Source organism: Streptomyces sp. NPDC006174 (genome assembly GCF_040614075.1).
GTDB lineage: Bacteria > Actinomycetota > Actinomycetes > Streptomycetales > Streptomycetaceae > Streptomyces.
This window is the reverse complement of sequence record NZ_JBEXTJ010000017.1, coordinates 37,316-57,583: the sequence shown is the minus strand read 5'-3', so window position 1 is coordinate 57,583 and position 20,268 is coordinate 37,316. Positions and strand designations below refer to the sequence as shown.

At 71.2% G+C, this 20,268-nt stretch carries 17 protein-coding genes and 1 tRNA gene; 11 read left to right on the top strand and 7 right to left on the bottom strand.

The genetic code is table 11. From position 1 onward, the window contains the following. From eboE to ABZ267_RS30160, 3 genes are all read left to right on the top strand, one after another. The gene (eboE, locus tag ABZ267_RS30170) at positions 1-1,176 is read left to right on the top strand and encodes a metabolite traffic protein EboE (protein WP_356752999.1); all 1,176 of its coding nucleotides are present in this window, start codon (positions 1-3) and stop codon (positions 1,174-1,176) included. Continuing rightward, positions 1,173-2,588, top strand: coding sequence for a nucleotide pyrophosphatase/phosphodiesterase family protein (locus ABZ267_RS30165; protein WP_356752997.1), 1,416 nt, complete (start codon positions 1,173-1,175; stop codon positions 2,586-2,588). The genes eboE and ABZ267_RS30165 overlap by 4 nt, the downstream gene beginning before the upstream one ends. Positions 2,589-2,653: 65 nt before the next feature. Beyond that, positions 2,654-3,760: a sugar phosphate isomerase/epimerase gene (locus ABZ267_RS30160; RefSeq protein ID WP_356752995.1), complete on the top strand. Its 1,107-nt coding sequence runs from the start codon at positions 2,654-2,656 to the stop codon at positions 3,758-3,760. 29 nt (positions 3,761-3,789) lie between these two features. Here ABZ267_RS30160 and ABZ267_RS30155 read toward each other — a convergent pair whose 3' ends face one another. Further along, positions 3,790-5,088, bottom strand: coding sequence for a DUF2254 domain-containing protein (locus ABZ267_RS30155; protein ID WP_356752993.1), 1,299 nt, complete (start codon positions 5,086-5,088; stop codon positions 3,790-3,792). Positions 5,089-5,263: 175 nt separating this feature from the next. Here ABZ267_RS30155 and ABZ267_RS30150 point away from each other — a divergent pair. The 7 genes from ABZ267_RS30150 to rbsD all read left to right on the top strand — a co-directional run bounded on the left by ABZ267_RS30150 (position 5,264) and on the right by rbsD (position 13,157). After that, positions 5,264-5,348: transfer RNA gene (locus ABZ267_RS30150), tRNA-Leu, on the top strand. A gap of 280 nt (positions 5,349-5,628) precedes the next feature. Beyond that, a complete protein-coding gene (locus ABZ267_RS30145) occupies positions 5,629-6,984 on the top strand; it encodes an HNH endonuclease (RefSeq protein ID WP_356752991.1) in 1,356 nt (451 codons plus the stop codon). Positions 6,985-7,199: 215 nt separating this feature from the next. Then, positions 7,200-8,216, top strand: coding sequence for a LacI family DNA-binding transcriptional regulator (locus ABZ267_RS30140; protein WP_356752989.1), 1,017 nt, complete (start codon positions 7,200-7,202; stop codon positions 8,214-8,216). Positions 8,217-8,272: 56 nt separating this feature from the next. Next, positions 8,273-9,850, top strand: coding sequence for a sugar ABC transporter ATP-binding protein (locus tag ABZ267_RS30135; RefSeq protein ID WP_356753161.1), 1,578 nt, complete (start codon positions 8,273-8,275; stop codon positions 9,848-9,850). Beyond that, positions 9,840-11,795, top strand: a complete 1,956-nt coding sequence (locus tag ABZ267_RS30130; RefSeq protein ID WP_356752987.1) for a substrate-binding domain-containing protein — start codon at positions 9,840-9,842, stop codon at positions 11,793-11,795. The genes ABZ267_RS30135 and ABZ267_RS30130 overlap by 11 nt, the downstream gene beginning before the upstream one ends. Positions 11,796-11,841: 46 nt before the next feature. Further along, positions 11,842-12,771 carry a ribokinase gene (locus tag ABZ267_RS30125; protein WP_356752985.1) on the top strand — a complete coding sequence of 310 codons (930 nt, stop codon included), beginning with the start codon at positions 11,842-11,844 and terminating at the stop codon, positions 12,769-12,771. Further along, positions 12,768-13,157, top strand: a complete 390-nt coding sequence (gene rbsD, locus ABZ267_RS30120; RefSeq protein ID WP_356363826.1) for a D-ribose pyranase — start codon at positions 12,768-12,770, stop codon at positions 13,155-13,157. The genes ABZ267_RS30125 and rbsD overlap by 4 nt, the downstream gene beginning before the upstream one ends. 40 nt (positions 13,158-13,197) lie before the next feature. On the opposite strand, the gene ABZ267_RS30115 is transcribed toward rbsD, so the two are convergent. The 6 genes from ABZ267_RS30115 to ABZ267_RS30090 all read right to left on the bottom strand — a co-directional run bounded on the left by ABZ267_RS30115 (position 13,198) and on the right by ABZ267_RS30090 (position 19,053). Continuing rightward, positions 13,198-13,992, bottom strand: coding sequence for an N-formylglutamate amidohydrolase (locus ABZ267_RS30115; RefSeq protein WP_356752983.1), 795 nt, complete (start codon positions 13,990-13,992; stop codon positions 13,198-13,200). 53 nt (positions 13,993-14,045) lie between these two features. Next, positions 14,046-15,035: a sphingomyelin phosphodiesterase gene (gene sph / locus ABZ267_RS30110; RefSeq protein ID WP_356752981.1), complete on the bottom strand. Its 990-nt coding sequence runs from the start codon at positions 15,033-15,035 to the stop codon at positions 14,046-14,048. 142 nt (positions 15,036-15,177) lie between these two features. After that, positions 15,178-15,771 carry a class F sortase gene (locus ABZ267_RS30105; protein WP_356752979.1) on the bottom strand — a complete coding sequence of 198 codons (594 nt, stop codon included), beginning with the start codon at positions 15,769-15,771 and terminating at the stop codon, positions 15,178-15,180. Between the two features lie 88 nt (positions 15,772-15,859). Beyond that, entirely contained in the window at positions 15,860-16,297 is a 438-nt protein-coding gene (locus ABZ267_RS30100) for a hypothetical protein (RefSeq protein ID WP_356752977.1), read from the bottom strand. Positions 16,298-16,400: 103 nt separating this feature from the next. Continuing rightward, positions 16,401-18,347, bottom strand: a complete 1,947-nt coding sequence (locus tag ABZ267_RS30095) for a HAMP domain-containing sensor histidine kinase (protein ID WP_356752975.1) — start codon at positions 18,345-18,347, stop codon at positions 16,401-16,403. Beyond that, positions 18,340-19,053: a response regulator transcription factor gene (locus ABZ267_RS30090; protein WP_356752973.1), complete on the bottom strand. Its 714-nt coding sequence runs from the start codon at positions 19,051-19,053 to the stop codon at positions 18,340-18,342. Before ABZ267_RS30090 ends, ABZ267_RS30095 begins: the two co-directional genes overlap by 8 nt. Before the next feature lie 124 nt (positions 19,054-19,177). Between ABZ267_RS30090 and ABZ267_RS30085 the strand changes: the two genes are divergently transcribed. Beyond that, positions 19,178-20,257 carry a hypothetical protein gene (locus ABZ267_RS30085; protein ID WP_356752971.1) on the top strand — a complete coding sequence of 360 codons (1,080 nt, stop codon included), beginning with the start codon at positions 19,178-19,180 and terminating at the stop codon, positions 20,255-20,257. Positions 20,258-20,268 lie beyond the last annotated feature (11 nt).

Genomic DNA, 20,268 nt, shown 5'->3' with positions numbered 1-20,268 from the left:
ATGCGCTTCCGCCACCCGGACGGCTCGATCGTCCACCTCTCCTACTGCACCAACGTCCACCCCGCCGAAACGCTGGACGGCGTCCGCGCCCAGCTCCGCGACCACTGCGAACCCGTACGCCGCCGCCTCGGCCGGGACCGGCTCGGCATCGGCCTCTGGCTCGCCAGGGACGCCGCCCGCGCCCTGATCAACGACCCCGCCGAACTCCGCGCGCTCCGCGCCGAACTCGACGGCCGGGGCCTCGAAGTGGTCACCCTCAACGGCTTCCCGTACGAGGGTTTCGGCGCCGACGAGGTCAAGTACCGGGTCTACCGGCCGGACTGGACCGAGCCCGACCGCCTCGCCCACACCACCGACCTTGCCCGCCTCCTCGCAGCCCTGCTCCCCGACGACGTCACCGAAGGCACCATCTCCACGCTCCCGCTGGCCTGGCGCACGCCGTACGCCACCGACCCCGCCGCCGCCCGCACCGCGCGCGCCGCTCTCACCACGCTCGCCCAGCGCCTGGACGCCCTCGCCGAACTCACCGGCAAGTCGATCCGGATCGGCCTCGAACCGGAGCCGGGCTGCACGGTGGAGACCACCGCCGACGCCATCGCGCCGCTCTCCGACGTCGGCCACCGGCGCATCGGCATCTGCGTCGACACCTGCCACCTCGCCACCTCCTTCGAGGACCCGGACACCGCACTCGCCGCACTGACCGCCGCCGGCATCCCGGTCGTCAAGTCCCAGCTCTCCGCCGCCCTGCACGCCGAGCACCCCCACCTCCCCGAGGTCCGCACCGCGCTCGCCGCCTTCGCCGAGCCACGCTTCCTGCACCAGACCCGTACGCGCACGGCCGCCGGGCTGCGCGGCACCGACGACCTGGACGAGGCCGTAGCCGGCGGCGCGCTCCCGGACTCCACTCCCTGGCGCGCCCACTTCCACGTACCGCTGCACGCCCCGCCGGCGCCGCCGCTCACCTCCACCCTCCCCGTGCTCCGCACCACGCTGGCCCGGCTCGTCGGGGGAGCGGTGCCGCTGACCCGGCACCTGGAGGTGGAGACGTACACCTGGCAGGCCCTGCCCGCCGAACTGCGGCCCCGCACCCGTACGCAACTCGCCGACGGCATCGCCGCCGAACTCACCCTCGCCCGCGACCTCCTGGTCGACCTCGGCCTCAAGGAGCTGCCATGACCACGGACACCACGGACAGCTCACACCAGGCGGGAACGGCCCCCACGCCTCTCCTCGTCCTCGACGTCGTCGGCCTCACCCCGCAGCTCCTCGCCCACATGCCGAACCTCACGGCGCTCGGCAAGCAGGGCGCGCGGGCCCCTCTCTCCACCGTCCTGCCCGCCGTCACCTGCGCCGCCCAGTCCACCTTCCTCACCGGCACCATGCCCGCCGAACACGGCATCGTCGCCAACGGCTGGTACTTCCGCGAGCTCGGCGACGTCCTGCTCTGGCGCCAGCACAACGGGCTCGTCGAAGGCGACAAGCTCTGGGACGCGGCCCGCCGCGCCCATCCCGGCTACACCGTCGCCAACATCTGCTGGTGGTACGCGATGGGCGCCGACACCGACTGGACCGTCACCCCGCGCCCCGTCTACTACGCCGACGGCCGCAAGGAACCCGACTGCTACACCCGGCCTCCCGCCCTGCACGACGAACTGACCGACAAACTCGGCACGTTCCCCCTCTTCCACTTCTGGGGCCCCGGCGCCGACCTGGTCTCCTCCCAGTGGATCATCGACGCCACCCGCCACATCATCGCCACCCGCACCCCCGACCTCGCCCTGTGCTACCTGCCGCACCTCGACTACGACCTCCAGCGCTACGGCCCCGACGACCCGCGCTCCCACCAGGCCGCCGCCGACCTTGACCGGGCCATCGCCCCGCTGCTGGCCGACGCGCGCGACGAAGGCCGTACGGTCGTGGCGCTCTCCGAATACGGCATCACCCGCGTGAGCCGGCCCGTGGACATCAACCGGGCGCTGCGCCGGGCGGGCCTGCTGGAGGTGCACACGCAGGACGGCATGGAATACCTCGACACCATGGCCTCACGCGCCTTCGCCGTCGCCGACCACCAGCTCGCCCACATCTACGTACGCCGTCCCGAGGACCTGGAGGCGACCCGGGCCGCACTGGCCGACCTGCCCGGCATCGACCAGCTCCTGGACGACGAGGGCAAGAAGGCGCACCACCTGGACCACCCACGCTCCGGCGAGCTGGTCGCCGTGGCGGAGAAGGACGCCTGGTTCACGTACTACTACTGGCTCGACGACGCACACGCGCCCGACTTCGCCCAGCTCGTCGAGATCCACCGCAAACCCGGCTACGACCCCGTCGAGCTCTTCATGGACCCCGAGGACCCCTACGTACGGCTCAAGGCCGCCTCGGCGGTCGCGCGCAAGAAGCTCGGCATGCGCTACCGCATGGCGGTCGTTCCGCTGGACCCCTCACCTATTCGCGGCAGCCACGGCCGCCTTCCGTCGAGCGACGACGAAGGTCCGCTCATCCTCTGCTCCACCCCCCACGCGTTCACCGACCGGGTCAGGGCCACCGAGGTGAAGTCCCTGCTCCTCAAGCTTGCCGGACTGCACTGACATTCCCTGTCACGCACCCGGCACCGCACCGCTCACCCCACGTCACCCAAGGGAGTCACGCGAACATGAGCCGCACCTCCAAGGACACCGGACTCGCCCGCAGACTGAGCCGCCGCAACATCCTCGGTGTCGCCGCCGGAGCCACCGCCGCCACGATCATCGGCACGGCGACCGCCCAGGCCGCCGGCCGGGACCACGCCCAGGCACTCGGCAAGGGCCACGGTCACGGCCCCGGACACGGACACGGACACGGACACGGACACGGACACGGCAAGGGCAAGCCCGTCCTGCCTCCCGGCCGTCTCGGCATCCAGCTCTACAGCCTCCGCGACAAGATCTCCACGCTCGGCTTCGCCCCTGTCTTCGCCGAACTGGAGAAGTACGGCTACGACGAGATCGAGCTCGCCGGCTACACCCAGGGCTCCGCCGGCCCCATCACGCTGGCCCAGCTCAAGCGGCTCGCCAAGGACCACGGACTCAACCCGATCGGCAGCCACGTCGGCTACTACGACGACAACAACCCCGGCGCCTACACCTTCGCCCAGAACCTGGAGAAGGTCCTCGACGACGCCCAGGCGCTCGGCCTCAAGCACATCGGTACGGCCTCCGGCCCGTTCCGCTACGGCTCCACGGTGGACGGCTGGAAGCGGGCGGCCGACGACTTCAACACGTACGGGGCCGCCGCCCGTAAGCGCGGGATGAAGTTCTACCAGCACAACCACGCCGAGGAGTTCTCCTTCGCGACCGACAAGCCGAAGGTGCGCCTCTACGACGTCCTGCTCGCCGAGACCGATCCCGACCTGGTCTACCTGGAGATGGACATCTACTGGGCGTACTGCGCGCAGTTCCGCTTCAGCAAGCGCGCGGACGGCACCAACGCCCCGCTCGACCCGCTGAAGTACGTCCTCAAGCACCCGAACCGCTACCCGCTCTTCCACGTCAAGGACGGCGTCCGCGACGACACGACCCGCGACGGCTACCGCATGTCGGACGTGGGCGACGGGGACATCGACTACAAGGCGTTCCTCTCCAAGGTGACCGACCGGACCCACCACGGCCGGACGTACCACCACTGGCAGGCGGAGCACGACAACCCGGTCGACTCGCTCGCCTTCGCCCGGAAGTCGAGCGAGCACCTGCACTCGCTGCGCGCGGGCCGCTGCGGCGACTGACGCACGCCGCATCTGCCGGACCGGCGGGGCTACCCGATGCCCTGCCGGTCCGGCAGCAGCGCGAACTCCCGGTCGGCAGCCACCGGAACGGCCCGCTCCACGGCCTGGAGGAGCAGCGCCCGATGCCGTACCAGCGGCTGCTTCCGCTCCTCCGGCGCGAGCGGCAACAGATCGTCCAACCCCGCCAGCAGCCGCCGCGACACCTGCGGACTTCCGGCCACACACCACCGGATCTCCTCGAAGGCGAGATCCACCAGATCTTCCCAGTCCGGCCCCTCCTGCACCAGGCGCACCCGCCCGGACCGGTCCCGGTGGTGGACGGTACCGAGCGGCAGGTCCACCACGGCGGCGAGGAACTGCGCGATCCGGTCCAGGCACTGGACGGCGGTGGTCGGATCGTTCACGGACGTCGACAGGGCCCGCAGTGCGATGTCGACAAGCTGACGCAACCCGAAGGCCAGATCCTGGTGCAGGGTGCGCTCCACTCCGACGGAGACGGTGTACCGCAGCCGCGACGGTACGGCCCCGCCGTGGACGGCGAGCACCGGCGTGCCCGGCACCACGAAGTCGCCGATGCGCGGAATGACCCGCAGGACGACGTCCTGCCGCCGCGCGGCCCGCACGAGCCGCGCCGTGTTCACGTCCCGCAACACCCCGGCCCGCCCCTCGTACACCACCCGCCCGGTCTCCGGCCCGAGCCCCTCGGCCCCGCCCGGCCCTCTCGGCATCCGGCCGAGCACCTGGAACGAGTCGCGCGCGATCTTGTCCACCACCGGCCCGACCTGCATGAGCCGCAGCGTCGAGCTGACGTAGGCGATGAACAGCAGCAGGCTCAGCCCGACGAGCACCAGCGTGAGCATGCTCTGCAACAGTGGCACGGAGACCACCAGGCGCGGGTCCGCCTCGCTCTCGTACGAGGTCAGGACCAGCAGCGAGAACAGGAACGTCGCGAGGAACACCGTCAGCGTGACCTTGCTGATCCTGCTGCGGACGAAGATCCGCACGACCCGCGGTGTGAGCTGCCCGCTCGCCATCTGCACCGCGACCAGCGAGATGCTGAAGACCACACCGATGAACGTCATCATCGCCGAGCTGATCGTGGTGACGATCGTCTTCGCGTCCTGCACGAAGGAGATGAGACTGCCGAGCTCGTCGTACGCCTCCGCCCGCTGGAGCAGCGCGACGATCTCCTCGTCCACCGCGGAGGCGGCCAGCCACAGCACGAACACACAGACGAACCCCATGGTCGGCGCGAACCAGAGCGTGTCGCGCAGATGCTCGCGCAGGGGAGACAGCGGACGGGGCCGGCGGAAGCCGCGATCACTCATGGACGCGAAGGTAGCCCCGCGACCTCCGCGGACGGTGGAGGCCGCGGCCACACCGGCCCGCCGCACCGCACTGACCTCCGAGTATGCGCCGGATACGCAGGTGAAAGGCGCGTCGAACCCCTGGTATTGTTTTCCATGTCGCCGCGGGGAACACACCGCGAACGACAGACACCTTGTCCGGGTGGCGGAATGGCAGACGCGCTAGCTTGAGGTGCTAGTGCCCTTTATCGGGCGTGGGGGTTCAAGTCCCCCCTCGGACACTTTCTTACGCGGGTGCTGACCTCTTCGGTCAGCACCCGCAGTGCTTTGCGCCCGCTCCTCCGGCCCTACGAAAGTCCAGGTGTGGGCGCCTCCCGGTCCGGATCGGACGCCGCGAGCAGTGATGGTCAGAGGCTCCTCCTACTGTGCGTACATGAAGCGCAGCACAGGGAAGCCCGTGGCGGGCCGGCGGACAGTCCGCCCCGAGGCCACGCAGAACGCGGTACCTCCGAGGATTCGGAAGCCGACGCGAAACCGAAGGTCATCGCGCTCTACCACGACATGCGGGTCGAAGAGGACTTCGCCAAGTGCGCCACCCGCATCTTCTCGATCCTCAAAAAGGCCGCTGCGACGAGCCCCGGAGCCCCGCGATACCTGTACCTCGACGTTCAGGGACACCGCAACGCCGCCGGCGGTTATGACGCCGACGCCTTGGAGATCATCAAGGAGTTCCTGACGGGATTCCTGAGCCCGTATCTCACGGAGATCAGCACACCGCTCTACCAGGCGCGGAACCCGAAGCCGCAACGCGAGGACATCCCTGACGTCCTGAACATCCGGGATCCCGACCGTGACCATGCTTTCGACCACCGTGAGCTGCGCGTACGCAACCGGGACAGCCATCCTGACGAGCGCCGGTCCAGACCTCCGGTCCGGGCCATCGCCGAGTACCTCGGTCTCGATGAGCCGATCTGCCTGATCTGCTGGCAGGCGCCGGTGGAAAGGGCCCACGTGGTCCCGGAGTCGCTGGGCGGTTCCAACGATGTGCGCAACTTCGCTCTCCTCTGTCCGCGCCACCACCGTGAGGCACCCGATGTTGTGGACGCCGAGGCGTTCTGGTCCTGGGTCGACTACGCATGTGAGCGCGACGGACACATGAAGTGGCAGGGCGTGGAGCCGGAGATGGTGACTCGTGCGGAAAGCGTCGGCATCCACATCGACACCCGCGGACCGGTGCGGAAGAGCCTGCACCACTTCGGACGGGTCCGTGACGAACTCGTGCGCCACTACGGCTGGTGCCCGGAGGACTTCACCGGTGGCGACCACTGGGGAGCGCTGAGGGAAGAGTTCCACACGGTGATGGACGCGGCGACCAGCACACACTTCAACGTCGCCAAGAAGGCATCCACCGAGGCATGGGCCTTCGAGGTCGCCCGCAGGCGCCTGAGAGACGGGGCCCCGGAAGGCGGGACGGACGATGACCGGTCGGCGCTGTCCGGCACTCCGTCGGTCGAACTGGCGGAACGGATGATCCGCAAGTCGCCCGGCAGCGGCGGTGCGCGGAGCTTGGTCGACGCCGCGCGGCGAGTCGACATCGAGGTCGAGGCGGTGGCGCTCGTTCACGACCTCATCGGTTCGGCAGGGGTCTCCAGCGCCGAGGAGGTGCTGCGGGGTCTCAAGGAGGAGGCGGCGGACCGCACCGCGCAGTTCGAGCGGCTGAACGCCGAGTTGATGGGGCACGCGGTCTGTCGGCACTGCGGCCACGCCATCCTCCGGATCGGGGACGCCGCCTGGCGTCATTCCGCTGCGGCGCCCATGTCCCGTGGCTGCCGAGCCGCGAGTTTCGACCGGCACGGCACCTGGGACGACTCCCTCGACCGAGCGTGGAAGGCGAGCCCGCCGAAGACACCTCGCTGAGCCGCCCGCCTTCCGCTCCTCCATCTCCCGACCTCCCGCCACCCCTCCATTCCTCCGCCCCCTCCTGTCACGATCCGGTCTCGGACACGGAGGAGGGTCTTGTTTTCAGCCATGTAATCGATTCCAATCGTCCTTGTAATCGATTCCACGGCGTCGTGCGAGCGGTCCGCCCCTGGTTTCGAGGTGTACGGAAACCACAAGGAGGTGGTCCGGACATGGCGAGCATCAAAGATGTCGCGGCCCAGGCGGGGGTCTCCGTCGCCACGGTGTCGCGGGTGCTGAACAGCCATCCGTCCGTCAGCGCGGAGGCGCGCACCCGTGTCCTCGCCGCCGTCGACGCCCTCGGCTACCGGCCCAACGCCGTGGCCCGCTCACTGCGTACCGCGCAGACCCGCACCCTCGGCCTGGTCATCAGTGACGTACTCAATCCGTACTTCACCGAGCTGGCCCGCTTCGTCGAGGAGGAGGCCCGCGCGCTCGGCTACAGCGTCATCATCGGCAACGCCGACGAGCGGCCCGAGCTCCAGGACCACCACATCCGTACGCTCATCGACCGCAGGATCGACGGGCTGCTCGTCTCGCCCGCCGACGGTGGCTCGCCGCTGATGCGGGAGGTGGCGCTGAGCGGTACGCCGATGGTCTTCGTGGACCGCTGGATCCCGGGCATCGACGTGCCGGTCGTCCGGGCCGACGGTACGGGTGCGGTCAAGGATCTGGTCGCGCACCTGCACGGCCTCGGCCACCGCAGGCTCGCGATCATCGCCGGGCCCGCGGCGACCACCACCGGCAACGAGCGCGTCGAGGCGTTCCGGGAGGCGATGCGCGGGCTGGGGCTCGCGCTGCCCGACACCTATATCGGGCAGGGCGACTTCCAGGCCGCCAGTGGACGGCGGGCCACCGAAGGGTTCCTCGCGCTGGCCGAGCCGCCCGAGGTCGTCTTCGCCGCCGACAACCTCATGGCGCTCGGCGCGCTGGACGCGATCCGGGCCCGGGGGTTGCGGGTTCCCGACGACATCGCGCTCGCCGCCTTCGACGACATCCCGTGGTTCGTCCACACGGACCCGCCGATCACCGCCATCGCCCAGCCGACCGCGGACCTGGCCCGTGCAGCCGTACGGGCGCTGGCCGACCTGATCGAAGGACGGACCCCGCAGTCCGTCACCCTGCCCGCCCGTCTCGTCGTGCGCCGCTCGTGCGGCCAGGACGCGACCGACCAGAGGAGCGAACGGTGACCGCACCGGAGGAGCGACCGGAGCGATCGGTGCCGGAGGAGCGACCGGAGCCGACGGTGACCGCGTCGGACGAGCAACTGCTTTCGCACCCCGACGAGTTGCTGCGCATCGAGGGCCTGCGCAAGACCTTCCCCGGCGTCGTGGCGCTCGACAACGTCGACTTCGACCTGAGCCGAGGCGAGGTCCACGTCCTGCTCGGCGAGAACGGAGCCGGCAAGAGCACCCTCATCAAAATGCTCTCCGGCGCCTACCGCCCCGACCGCGGCCGGATCCTCGCCGAGGGCCGTGAGGTGCGCATCAACAACGCGCAGGACGCCGAACGGCTCGGTATCGCCACCATCTACCAGGAGTTCAACCTGGTGCCCGACCTGACGGTGGCCGAGAACATCTTCCTCGGCCGCCAGCCACGCCGCTTCGGTCTCGTCGACGACCGGCGCATGCGGGCGGACGCGGAGAAGCTGCTGCGCCGGGTCGGGGTGGAGGTGCGTCCCGACGCCAAGGTCCGCGAACTGGGCATCGCCCGGCTCCAGATGGTCGAGATCGCCAAGGCGCTGAGCCTGGACGCACGCGTTCTCATCATGGACGAGCCGACCGCCGTGCTCACCTCGGAAGAGGTCGACAAACTCTTCGCGATCGTCCGGCAGTTGCGTGCGGACGGCGTCGGAATCGTTTTCATCACCCACCACTTGGAGGAGATCGCCGCGCTCGGTGACCGCGTCACCGTCCTGCGCGACGGCCGCACCATCGACCAGGTGCCCGCCTCCACACCCGAGGACCGGCTCGTCCAGCTCATGGTCGGCCGCAGCATCGAGCAGCAGTACCCGCGCGAACGGCCCGATACCGGTGAGGTGTTGCTGTCCGTACGCGGCCTGACCCGGGACGGCGTCTTCCACGACGTCGGCTTCGACGTGCACGCCGGTGAGGTCGTCGGCCTCGCCGGACTCGTCGGCGCCGGTCGTACGGAGGTGGCGCGCGCGGTCTTCGGCGCGGACCCGTACGACACCGGCACCGTCGACGTACGCGGAGAACGCCTCGCCCGGCACGACGTGCCCGCCGCGATGGGCGCCGGGATAGGCCTCGTACCGGAGGACCGCAAGGGTCAGGGCCTGGTCCTCGACGCTTCCGTACAGGAGAACCTCGGCCTGGTCACCCTGCGTTCCGCGTCCCGCTCCGGGCTCGTGGACCTGAAGGGGCAGCGTACGGCGGCCGCGCGCATCGCGAAGCAGCTCGGCGTCCGCATGTCCGGGCTCGGCCAGCACGTCCGTACGCTCTCCGGCGGCAACCAGCAGAAGGTCGTCATCGGTAAGTGGCTGCTGGCCGACACCCGGGTGCTCATCCTGGACGAGCCCACCCGGGGCATCGACGTCGGCGCCAAGGTCGAGATCTACCAGCTCATCAACGAGCTCACCGCATCAGGCCACGCCGTCCTGATGATCTCCAGCGATCTGCCCGAGGTCCTCGGCATGAGCGACCGGGTGCTGGTCATGGCCCAGGGCCGGATCGCCGGCGAACTCGCGGCCGAACAGGCGACCCAGGACGCCGTCATGGCTCTAGCGGTCGGTACCGCCGCGACGCACGAACACGAACTCCCCGCACCGAAGAAGGAAGAAGAGGAGGGCCCCCGTGGCCACTGAGACACTCAAGAGTGACACGGGCGCGGGTGGCACCTCCGTGATACGCCGCGTCCTGCTCGACAACGGCGCGCTCAGCGCCCTGGTCGTCCTCGTGGTGGCGATGTCGCTGCTCTCCGGCGACTTCCTCACCACACAGAACCTGCTGAACGTCGGCGTGCAGGCGGCCGTCACCGCGATCCTCGCGTTCGGCGTCACCTTCGTCATCGTCTCGGCGGGCATCGACCTGTCCGTCGGCTCGGTGGCGGCCCTCTCCGCGACGGTCCTGGCCTGGTCGGCGACGTCCGCAGGCGTCCCGGTGGTCCTTGCGGTCGTGCTCGCGATTCTCACGGGCATCGCCTGCGGCTTCGTGAACGGCGCTCTCATCTCGTACGGCAAACTCCCGCCGTTCATCGCGACGTTGGCCATGCTCTCGATCGCCCGAGGTCTCTCCCTCGTCATCTCACAGGGCAGCCCGATCGCGTTCCCCGACTCCGTCTCGCGGCTCGGCGACACGCTCGGCGGCTGGCTCCCGGTCCCGGTCCTCGTGATGATCGCGATGGGACTGATCACCGCGCTCATCCTCGGCCGCACCTTCATCGGCCGCTCGATGTACGCGATCGGCGGCAACGAGGAGGCGGCCCGGCTCTCCGGTCTCCGTGTCAAGCGCCAGAAGATCGTCATCTACGCGCTCTCCGGTCTCTTCGCCGCCGTCGCGGGCATCGTCCTGGCCTCGCGCCTCGTCTCCGCGCAGCCGCAGGCCGCCCAGGGGTACGAACTCGACGCCATCGCGGCCGTCGTCATCGGCGGCGCCAGCCTGGCGGGCGGCGTCGGCAAGGCGTCCGGCACGCTGATCGGCGCGCTCATCCTCGCCGTGCTCCGCAACGGCCTCAACCTCCTCTCGGTCTCCGCGTTCTGGCAGCAGGTCGTCATCGGCGTCGTCATCGCGCTCGCCGTCCTCCTCGACACGCTGCGCCGCAAGGCCGGTTCGGGGGCGGCCTCTTCGGCCGGGACCGCGCCGGGCGCTCCGGGATCGGGTCGCAAGGGAGCGTTCAAGTTCGCCGGAGCGGCGCTCGCCGTGGTGGTCGTCGTCGGCGGGGTGTCCTACTTCAACTCCGGTTCCTCCGGAGGCACGAAGAAGGTCGGCATGTCCCTCTCGACGCTCAACAACCCCTTCTTCGTCCAGATGAAGGACGGCGCACAGGCCGAGGCCAAGAAGGCGGGCATCGACCTCACCGTCACCGACGCCCAGAACGACGCCTCGCAGCAGGCCAACCAGCTGCAGAACTTCACCAGTTCGGGTGTCTCGTCGATCATCGTCAACCCGGTGGACTCCGACGCCGTCGGACCGGGCGTCCGCGGCGCCAACAAGGCCGACATCCCGGTGATCGCCGCCGACCGCGGTGTGAACAAGGCCGACACCGCGACGCTCGTCGCCTCCGACAACGTGGCGGGCGGAAAGCTGGCCGCCGACGCGCTGGCCGACAAGCTCGGCGGCAAGGGCAGCATCGTCATCCTCCAGGGCACGGCGGGTACGTCCGCCAGCCGTGAGCGCGGAGCGGGCTTCGCCGAAGGGCTCAAGGCGTACCCGGACATCAAGGTGGTCGCCAAGCAGCCCGCGGACTTCGACCGCACCAAGGGCCTGGACGTCATGACCAACCTGGTCCAGTCCCACCCGGGCATCACCGGCGTCTTCGCCGAGAACGACGAGATGGCGCTCGGCGCGGCCAAGGCGCTCGGCAGCAAGGCCGGCACGTCCGTCGCGGTCGTCGGCTTCGACGGCACCCCGGACGGTCTGAAGGCGGTCGAGGCCGGGACGCTGTACGCGTCGGTGGCCCAACAGCCCAGCGAACTGGGCCGGATCGCGGTGCAGAACGCCGTGAAGGCGGCCAAGGGCGACACGGTGGAGAGCACGGTGAAGGTGCCGGTCAAGGTGGTCACGCGGGAGAACGTGGCCGACTTCTCCTGACCCGGCGCCGCACCGGCCCGACCGACGAAAGCAGGAAGCAGGAAGCATGCACGACAAAGCCCCCGACGACCGGTACCGGTACGACCTCCTGGTCGTCGGCTCGGCCAACGCCGACCTGGTGATCGGCGTCGAACGCCGCCCGGCCCCCGGCGAGACGGTGCTCGGCTCCGACCTCGCCGTCCACCCGGGCGGCAAGGGCGCCAACCAGGCAGTCGCGGCAGGGAGATTGGGAGCCCGTACGGCGTTGCTCGCCCGGGTCGGCGACGACGACCACGGCCGGATGCTGCTGGAGAGCCAGCACGCGGCCGGCGTGACAACGGACGGCGTCCTGGTCGGCGGGGCCCCGACCGGCGTCGCGCTGATCACCGTGGACCCCTCGGGCGACAACAGCATCGTGGTGTCCCCGGGCGCCAACGGCCGGCTCACCTCCAAGGACGTACGCGAGGCGGCCCCGCTGTTCGCCGCAGCGCGGGTGGTCTCCGTACAGCTGGAGATCCCCCTGGACACGGTCGCGGAGACGGCGCGCGGCCTGGCCGCCGACTCCCGCCTCGTCCTCAACCCGTCCCCGCCCGCCCCGCTGCCCGACGAGGTGCTGGCGGCTTGCGACCCGCTCGTGGTCAACGAGCACGAGGCGCGCTACATCCTCGGCGAGGCCGCCGGCGATGCGCCGCACGACTGGGCCCCGGCCCTGCTCGCGCTGGGCCCGCGCTCGGTCGTGATCACGCTGGGCGCGGAGGGCGCGCTGGTGGCCGACAGCCGGACGGACTCCCTGGACCACCTGGTCAGCCCGAAGGTGGAGGCCGTCGATACTACGGGGGCCGGGGACGCGTTCACCGCAGCGCTGGCCTGGCGGCTGGGCCGGGGCGACGACCTGCGTGAGGCCGCGGCCTTCGCGGTACGGGTGGGGGCGGCGGCGGTCACGTCGAAGGGTGCGCAGGCGTCCTTCCCGACGCTGGAGGAGGTCGACGCGCTGTGAAGAAGTCGGGCATCCTCAACCGCCACTTGGCCGGTGCCATCGCCGAACTCGGCCACGGCGACGGTGTGTTGGTCTGCGACGCCGGCATGCCGATCCCGCCCGGCCCGCGCGTGGTCGACCTCGCCTTCCGCGCCGGTGTCCCGTCGTTCGCGGAGGTGCTGGACGGCCTGCTCGACGAGTTGGCGGTCGAGGGCGCTACGGCCGCCGAGGAGATCCGCGCGGCCAATCCGGAGGCCGCGTCGCTCCTGGACGGCCACTTCCCCGGCCTGGAGCTGATCCCGCACGACGACCTGAAGGCGCGCACGGCTGCGGCCCGCCTGGTGGTACGGACGGGGGAGGCGCGGCCGTACGCGAACGTGCTGCTGCGGTGCGGGGTGTTCTTCTGAGGGGGTGAGGCGGAGGCGGTACGGGGTCGGGGCGCGCCGCTCACACCCGGCCCACCAGCTCCGCCAGCGCCACCGCCAGCGCATCGAGCCCCGGCCCCGCCGGCCCGCCCGGTTCCGTCATGTACGTGTCGCGGCGGATCTCGATCATCAGGGCCGTGACCCGGCGGTCCGTGCCGTAGTGCTTCAGCGGGACGTACGTACCGGCGAACGGGCTGTCCACGCCCGTCCCGCCGAAACCGGCGAACGCCTCCTCCGCCGGCGAGCGCAGCCGCGGCGGTGTGTGGAACGGGTCGGTGCCCAGGCAGATCGGCGGACGAGGGCCCGTGCCGTGGAATTCGTACGGGAGCGGCGCCGTCGGATACGAGTGGACGTCGACGATCACCGCGCGGCCCGTGGCGGCGATGCGGGCGTCCACCGCCTCCGTCATGGCTTGGGCGTACGGGTGGAAGTAGCGGGCCAGCAGCGGGCGTTGGTCGGAGTCCGGTGCGCGCAGGCGTTCGCGGTGGGTGGTGTGCGTGTAGACCGCGCCCATGCCGACCGCGCGCATCTCCTCGCGGTCGTCCGGGAAGCGTTCGGGGTCGACGACCAGGCGGGAGAGGGCGTTGACGTAGCGCCAGGGCCGGACGGAGCAGGACTCGGCCGCGCGGGCCGCCAGTTCGGCCGTGTGGGCGTCGGTGATGTGGTCGAGTTCCCGCTCCAGAGCGCCGTCGTCCAGCAGGATTCCGTCGCGTACCTCCTCGGGAATCGTCCGGGATCCGTGCGGTACGTTCAGCAGTACCGGGGATTCGGGGCTTCCGGGGAGGAGGTGGAACGACGGCTGGGGGACGGTGCTCATGGAGCGGGTCCTTCACAGGCGGGGCCGGGGCCCTGATTGTTTCACCTGTGGCGTCAGTGGGCGGAGCCGATCACCGGGTAGTGGTCGGAGAGGTTCGTGTACGTGTAATTCGTGCCCCAGCTGGAGACCGTCCAGGGCGCGCTCTGCTCCTTGATCACGTCGTTGTTCCAACCCGACGGCTTCGCATGGCCGGCGCGGTGCAGGACGTGGTCCAGGTCCTCGCGGGGGTCGTTCGGGTAGCGCTCGGAGGCTATGGAGTTGTCGCGGGTGTCGAAGGAGTACGGGTGGCCCGTCTTCGTGTCCGGCGCGGTCAGGTCCGCGTCCTTGAGGAAGGAGGCGTACTCGGCGGAGTGGCCGTCCACGTTGAAGTCGCCTGCCACGATCACCTGTTCGGAGGCCGGGATCTTCTTGGCGTCCAGGAAGGCGTCCAGCGCCTTGAACTGGCGGCTGCGCATCTGGGCGGCCTCGCCCGCCGAACAGCCGGGGTCGGTCGACTGGGCGTGGGTGCCGACGACGTGGACGCGTGCGCCGTCGACGTTCAACACCGCATAGGCGAAGCCCTTGTTGGACCACCAGTCGGAGCCGCAGGCGTCCTTGTAGACGTACTGCTCCTTGCGGACGATCGGCCACTTGCTCAGGATCGTGACGCCGCCGTCCTCCGGGGCCGTCGCCGAGTACGAGCCGCCGGTGGCGTCCCAGCCGCTCTTGCTCCGGCCGACCACCGGCGTCTGGTACGGATACTGGGCGGCGGAGTTCCGCAGCAGGGCGTCGGAGGCGCCGTTGTCGAAGGCCTCCTGGATCACGACCACGTCGTTGCCCCGGAAGAACGAGGTCTTCGGGATCTCCGCCGCCCGGTGGTCCTGGCCCCAGTTGGGATACAGGCTCTTGCTGAAGATGAACGCGTTGTACGAGAGCACCCGCAGCGACGGCGTCTCGGCGGCGGAGGCCGCCGCGGCCTGCGGGGTGTGCACGGCCAGCGGGACGGCGGCGAGCGCGGCGGAGAGGGCCACGCCGGAAAGGCGGCGGAACGTGGAGTGCGGCACGAGGTCTCCTGCTGAATGAGTGGGGGCGTACCGGGTGGCACCCATCAAAGCAGCGGGAGTTACCCACGGGTAGACATCGGATGCCGTCAGTCTGTCCGGGTGAATGCCATCAGGCATCGGCCACAGACCCGCGTAGCTCGGGTCAGCTCAGGTTCGCGTAGACGATGAGGTTGTCGACCGGGTGGCCCTCCGCGTCGAACGCCCCGTCGCAGGTGACCAGCCGCAGCGTGCTGCCCTTGGTCGCGCCGTAGACCCGCTCGGTCGGGAACGCCTTCTTGCTGACCGTCTCCTTGCCCGTGACGGTGAAACTCAGCGACCTCCCGTCGCCCGCGCGGACCACGACCTCCGCTCCCTTGCGGATGTCCTTCAGGTCGTGGAAGACGGCCCGGCCGAAGCGGGTGTCGTTGTGGCCGATCAGGACGGCCGCTCCCGGGCGGCCCGGTACGGCTCCGCCGGTGTACCAGCCCGCCGTCATGCCCTGCTCGGCCGGCGGCACCTCGACCGTGCCGTCCGCGTTGAGGCCGAGGCGCATGAGCGAGCTGCGGATCTTGAGGGAAGGAATGGTGACCTGGGCGGGGTCGGCCGAGGTGTTCTTGGACGTCGGCGGCGAGGAGGAAGGAGTGGACGTCGCCGCCGGTGGTGCGGCGGCCGACGGTGGCGGTTCCGCGCAAGCCGTCAGCGCGGCGGCGCAGGTGACAAGTACGGTGAGCAGGACGGTCGTTCGGCGGGCTTGCATGAGACTCCAAAGGCGGGCACCGGGCGTGGCGCCGCCCCGGTGCGGGACGGCGCCACGATCGGTCTCAGTGGTGATGGGTGGCGAGACGTCAGCCGTTGCGGCGGCGCAGCACGAGAGTGCCCGCGCCCGCGAGCAGCGCCGTTCCGGCCACCGAGCCGGCGAGGGCCGTGGTGGTGTCGCTGTCGGTGGCGGCTGCGCGCTCACCGGCCGCCACACCACCGCGCGGCGCGACCGCCGGAGCGGGAGTGGCCTCCTGGGGCGCCGCGGGTGCCGGGCGGTCGCCCGCCGCGACGCCGCCACGCGGTGCGACGGAGGGACGGGCTTCCTTCGGCGCGGGCTCGGCGGTCCTGGCGTCCTCGGCGGCCTTCGCCCGCTCCGGCGATGCCGAAGGCGCGCTGTCGGCGGGCGCCGACGGCTTCGGGGTCGCGTCGGCGAAGGCGGCGGTGGCCGGGACCAGCACCGCGCCGGCCGCCACGGCGGCTAGCACGGCGGTGCGCAGAGAGAAGCGAGCGGTCGAAGCGGTCATACGGATGGCTCCATTCCATACGTCGCCCCGTGACGTCCCGGGTGCCGATGCGCACCGGGTTCGGGGCAGGGAGCCAGGCTGGCCGGAAGTTATGAGGAACCTGTCAGGGCGCTGTGGTCATCCCATCAGGGCCCACGGGACCAGCGGCCGGGAGCCGGAGAGTGAAGGCCGAGCCCTCACCTTCCGTACTGGTCGCGCTCGCCGTCCCGCCATGCGCCTCGGTCAGCTTCCGGACGATGGCGAGGCCCAGGCCACTGCCTCCCGTGCGGCGGCTGCGGGACTTCTCCGCACGCCAGAAGCGGTCGAAGACGTACGGGAGGTCGTCGGCCGGAATGCCGGTCCCGGTGTCCTCCACCTCGATCACCACCACGCCCTTCGACCCGTCCCCGTACGCGCGCAGCGTCACCGTCCCGCCCGCCGGAGTGTGCCGTACGGCGTTGGAGACCAGGTTCCCCACCGCCTGCCGCAGCCGCACCGGATCCGCGTGCAGTTCCGGGGCCGGAGCGGCGCCCTCCACCTTCAGCCTCACGCCCGCCGTCTCCGCGCGGGCCTGATGGGCGGCGGCGACCTGGCTCAACAGCTCGCCGGTCCGGACCGGTTCGGGGTGCAGTCGCAGCGCGCCCGCGTCGGCGGCGGCCAGGTCCTGGAGGTCGTCGATGATGTGCTGGAGCTGCACCGCCTCCTCCAGCAGCGAGGAGACGAACGCCGGATCCGGGTCGGCCAGGCCGTCCTGAGCCGCCTCCAGCCAGCCGCGGATGTTGCTCAGCGGCGTCCGCAGCTCATGGGCCACATCGCTGACCATGGCCTTGCGCTGCTCCTCCAGACGGGCCCGGTGCGCGGACATGTCGTTGAACGCGGAGGCCAGCCGGCCGATCTCGTCGTCGCCCGACACCGGCACGGAGGCGTGCTCCTCACCGTCCCGCAGCCGCTGCGCCGCACCGGTCAGCGCGTGCAGCGGGCGGACCAGCCTCGCGCCCGCGAGTACCGAGGCGCCCACGGTCAGCGCCAGGACCAGCGCCGCCGCACCGGCGATCTTCGCGGTGTTGGCGGGCGAGAGGTCGAAGCCGGGCACCGTGGCGCCGCCCTCGTCGCCGATGAACAGGAGCGCCGGAGAGGCCACGTACGAGCTGAGCTGTTCGCTGCGCGCCGTCCCGACGCAGGAGGCGATCGCCCGGTCGTCCTCACCGGTGGCCTCGCGAGGCGGTTCGACGGCCGGGGCCGGACCCGCCTCGCGTGCGTCGCCCGGCGGCGGGCTCGGCATGGGCACGGCGGCGGCCACCTCGCCGCGGCCGCGCCAGGAGAGGTCCTGGTTCAGCCGGACACCGTCTCGTCCCTGGCGCTTCAGGCAGGCGTCGGCCAGTCCGTTGAGCGCGTCGAGCGCCTTCTTCTCCGTACGGGTCGGGCTCTCCAGCTCCGAGACGTCGCACCGGGTGCCCAGCGCGCGCTCGGGGTCGTTGCCCACCATCTGGATCCGGGGCCGGCCGCTCGGCCCGACGACCACATCGGCGGCGATCCCCGCACCGTTCAGGCACACCGTGTTCCGGTCGGCCATCCGCCGCAGCGCCGTACGCTCGGCCGCCGGCAGCAGGAACGGCCCCACCGCCCGCGGATCGATCCGGTCCGCCGCCGTGCCCGCGCCGTCGGTGCTCCGCGCGGCCAGCACGGTGTCCACGGACAGCGGGTCGACCACGGCCGAGGCCTCCGGCGGCAGCGCGGGCGGAGTGGCCGAGGTGGCGGAGTCGGCGAGCGGCCGTCTGCTCTGCGTGGTCAGCGCGACGCGCCGGCCCGACTGCTCGGCCAGCTCCCGTACGGTCGCGTCCACGCCGTCCCAGGTCGGGTTGCGGGCCGCGTAGCCGAGCAGGGTGTCGTAGATCCGGGCGTCGGCGGTGAGGTTCTGGCCCTGCTCCTGCAGGATCGCGCCCGAGGTCGTCTGGACGGCGAGCCAGGCGGTGGCCGCCACCGAACACGCGGCGACCAGCGCCGACACACCGAGCAGCCGTCCCAGCAGACTCCGCCGCAACGGCACCCGCGACGACCGGTCCCTACGCACGCCGCGCGGCCTTCGCCGGATCGGTCAGCTTGTAGCCGACGCCGAAGACCGTGAGCAGGCGCACCGGCCGGCGAGGCGCGGGCTCGATCTTCTTGCGCAGGTTCATCACGTGCACGTCGACCGTCCGGTCGCTGATGTAGCGGTCGAAGCCGTGCAGTTCCTCCAGCAGCCGCTGACGGCTGAACACCCGGTCGGGACCGGCCGCCAGCGCGGCCAGGATCCGGAACTCGCCGCGCGTGCACTCCACCGGCTCACCGTCCACCGTCACCTCGTGCCGCTCCGGATCGACCACGAGCCCGCCCACCCGCAGCACGCGGTCCTCCACCGCACCACCCGGCCGCCGCGCGCGGCGCAGCAGCGTACGGACCCGGGCCATCAGCTCGCGCGGGCTGTACGGCTTGGTCATGTAGTCGTCCGCGCCGAGGTCGAGCCCGAGCAGCAGATCGTCCTCGGTGGACCGCGCGGTCAGCATCAGCACCGGCAGCTCCCGCGCCTCGGCCCGCAGCACCCGCACCACGTCGAGACCGTCCGCCCGAGGCATCATCACATCGAGAACCAGCAGGTCGGGTTCCCGGTTCCGGACGGCGTCGAGCGCGGCGAGGCCGTCGCCGACGATCCGTACGGCATGTCCTTCCCGCTCCAGATAGCGGCGTACGAGTTCGGCCTGCTTCTCGTCGTCCTCGGCAACTATGACGTCTGCGCACACGCCTCTGATCGTAGAGCGGGGCTACAGTGCGAGGCCGGGGCGGGTTCCGGAACACGGAAGCCGGGAAGGAAGAACCGGCGCGTTCACCTCGGCGGGGTGGCCGCACCGGGCGGAAGGAGACGGGTTGAGCAGCCTCGGTACCGATGGCGGCGGATCGACGCACAACACGGTGTCCGGGGACGCCGTCATCGTCGGGCCCCTCCTGATGGCGCAGCGGATCGAGGGCATCCACCTGCCGCCGGCGCCGCCGGACGCCCCGCCGAGTCAGGGTCCGCCGCCGAGCCGGGTGTTCGTCAACCGGACGAAGGAGCTCGCCGATCTGCGGGACGGAGCGCTGGCCCTGGCCGCCGAGGAGGAGCCGGGGACGCTCCTCGTGGTCGGCGTCGGCGGCGTAGGCAAGACGCAGCTCGTCGCCCAGTGCGTCGGCCGCGACCTGAAGCAGCTCTTTCCGGACGGTCAGCTCTACGTCGACCTGGAGGACCACCGCCGGGACGGAGCGGTCGACCTCGCCGCCGTCCTCGGCGGATTCCTCCGCGCGCTCGGGGTCCACAAGGACTACGTGCCCGGCCCGCTCGCCGAACGTACCGCTCTCTTCCGCAGCGTCGCCGCCCCGCTCCGCCTCCTCGTCAAGGTGGACAACGTCCAGCACGCGCCGGAGGCCAGAACGCTCGTGCCGCCACGCGGGCTGCTCGTGGTGACCGGACGCCGGGTCCTGCCGTCGCTGCTGATGGACGGGGCCGTGCTGATCGATGTGGCGCCGCTCGACGAGGCGGCCGGGTTCGAGCGCGCGCTGGCGGCCAACCGTGCCGTGCCCGACCAGCACGGTGTCGTCGTGCAGAGCTACAACGTGGCCCAGGCGCTGGTGGCCGGAGAGCGGTGGACCGACGCGCTCGACGTGCTGGACGAGGCGGCCGAGACCGCCCGGACCACCGGTGACGAACCCATGCTGCCTCGCATCGACCTCGTACGGGCCCACGCCTTCGCCGGGCTCGGCGCGCTGGACCGGGCGGTCACCGCGGCGGGTTCGGCGGCCGACCGGGCGGCCGCGCTCAAGCAGTTCGCCAAGCTCGACCAGGCGCTCGAACTGCTGACCGCACTGGCCGACCGGGCCGAGGACCGGCCGCTGAGGGCCGCCTGCGAGGAGAAGCTGCGCGCGTTGCGGCGGACCATGGGAATGAAGCCACCGGCCGCACCCACGGCCTGAACCTCCGCCCG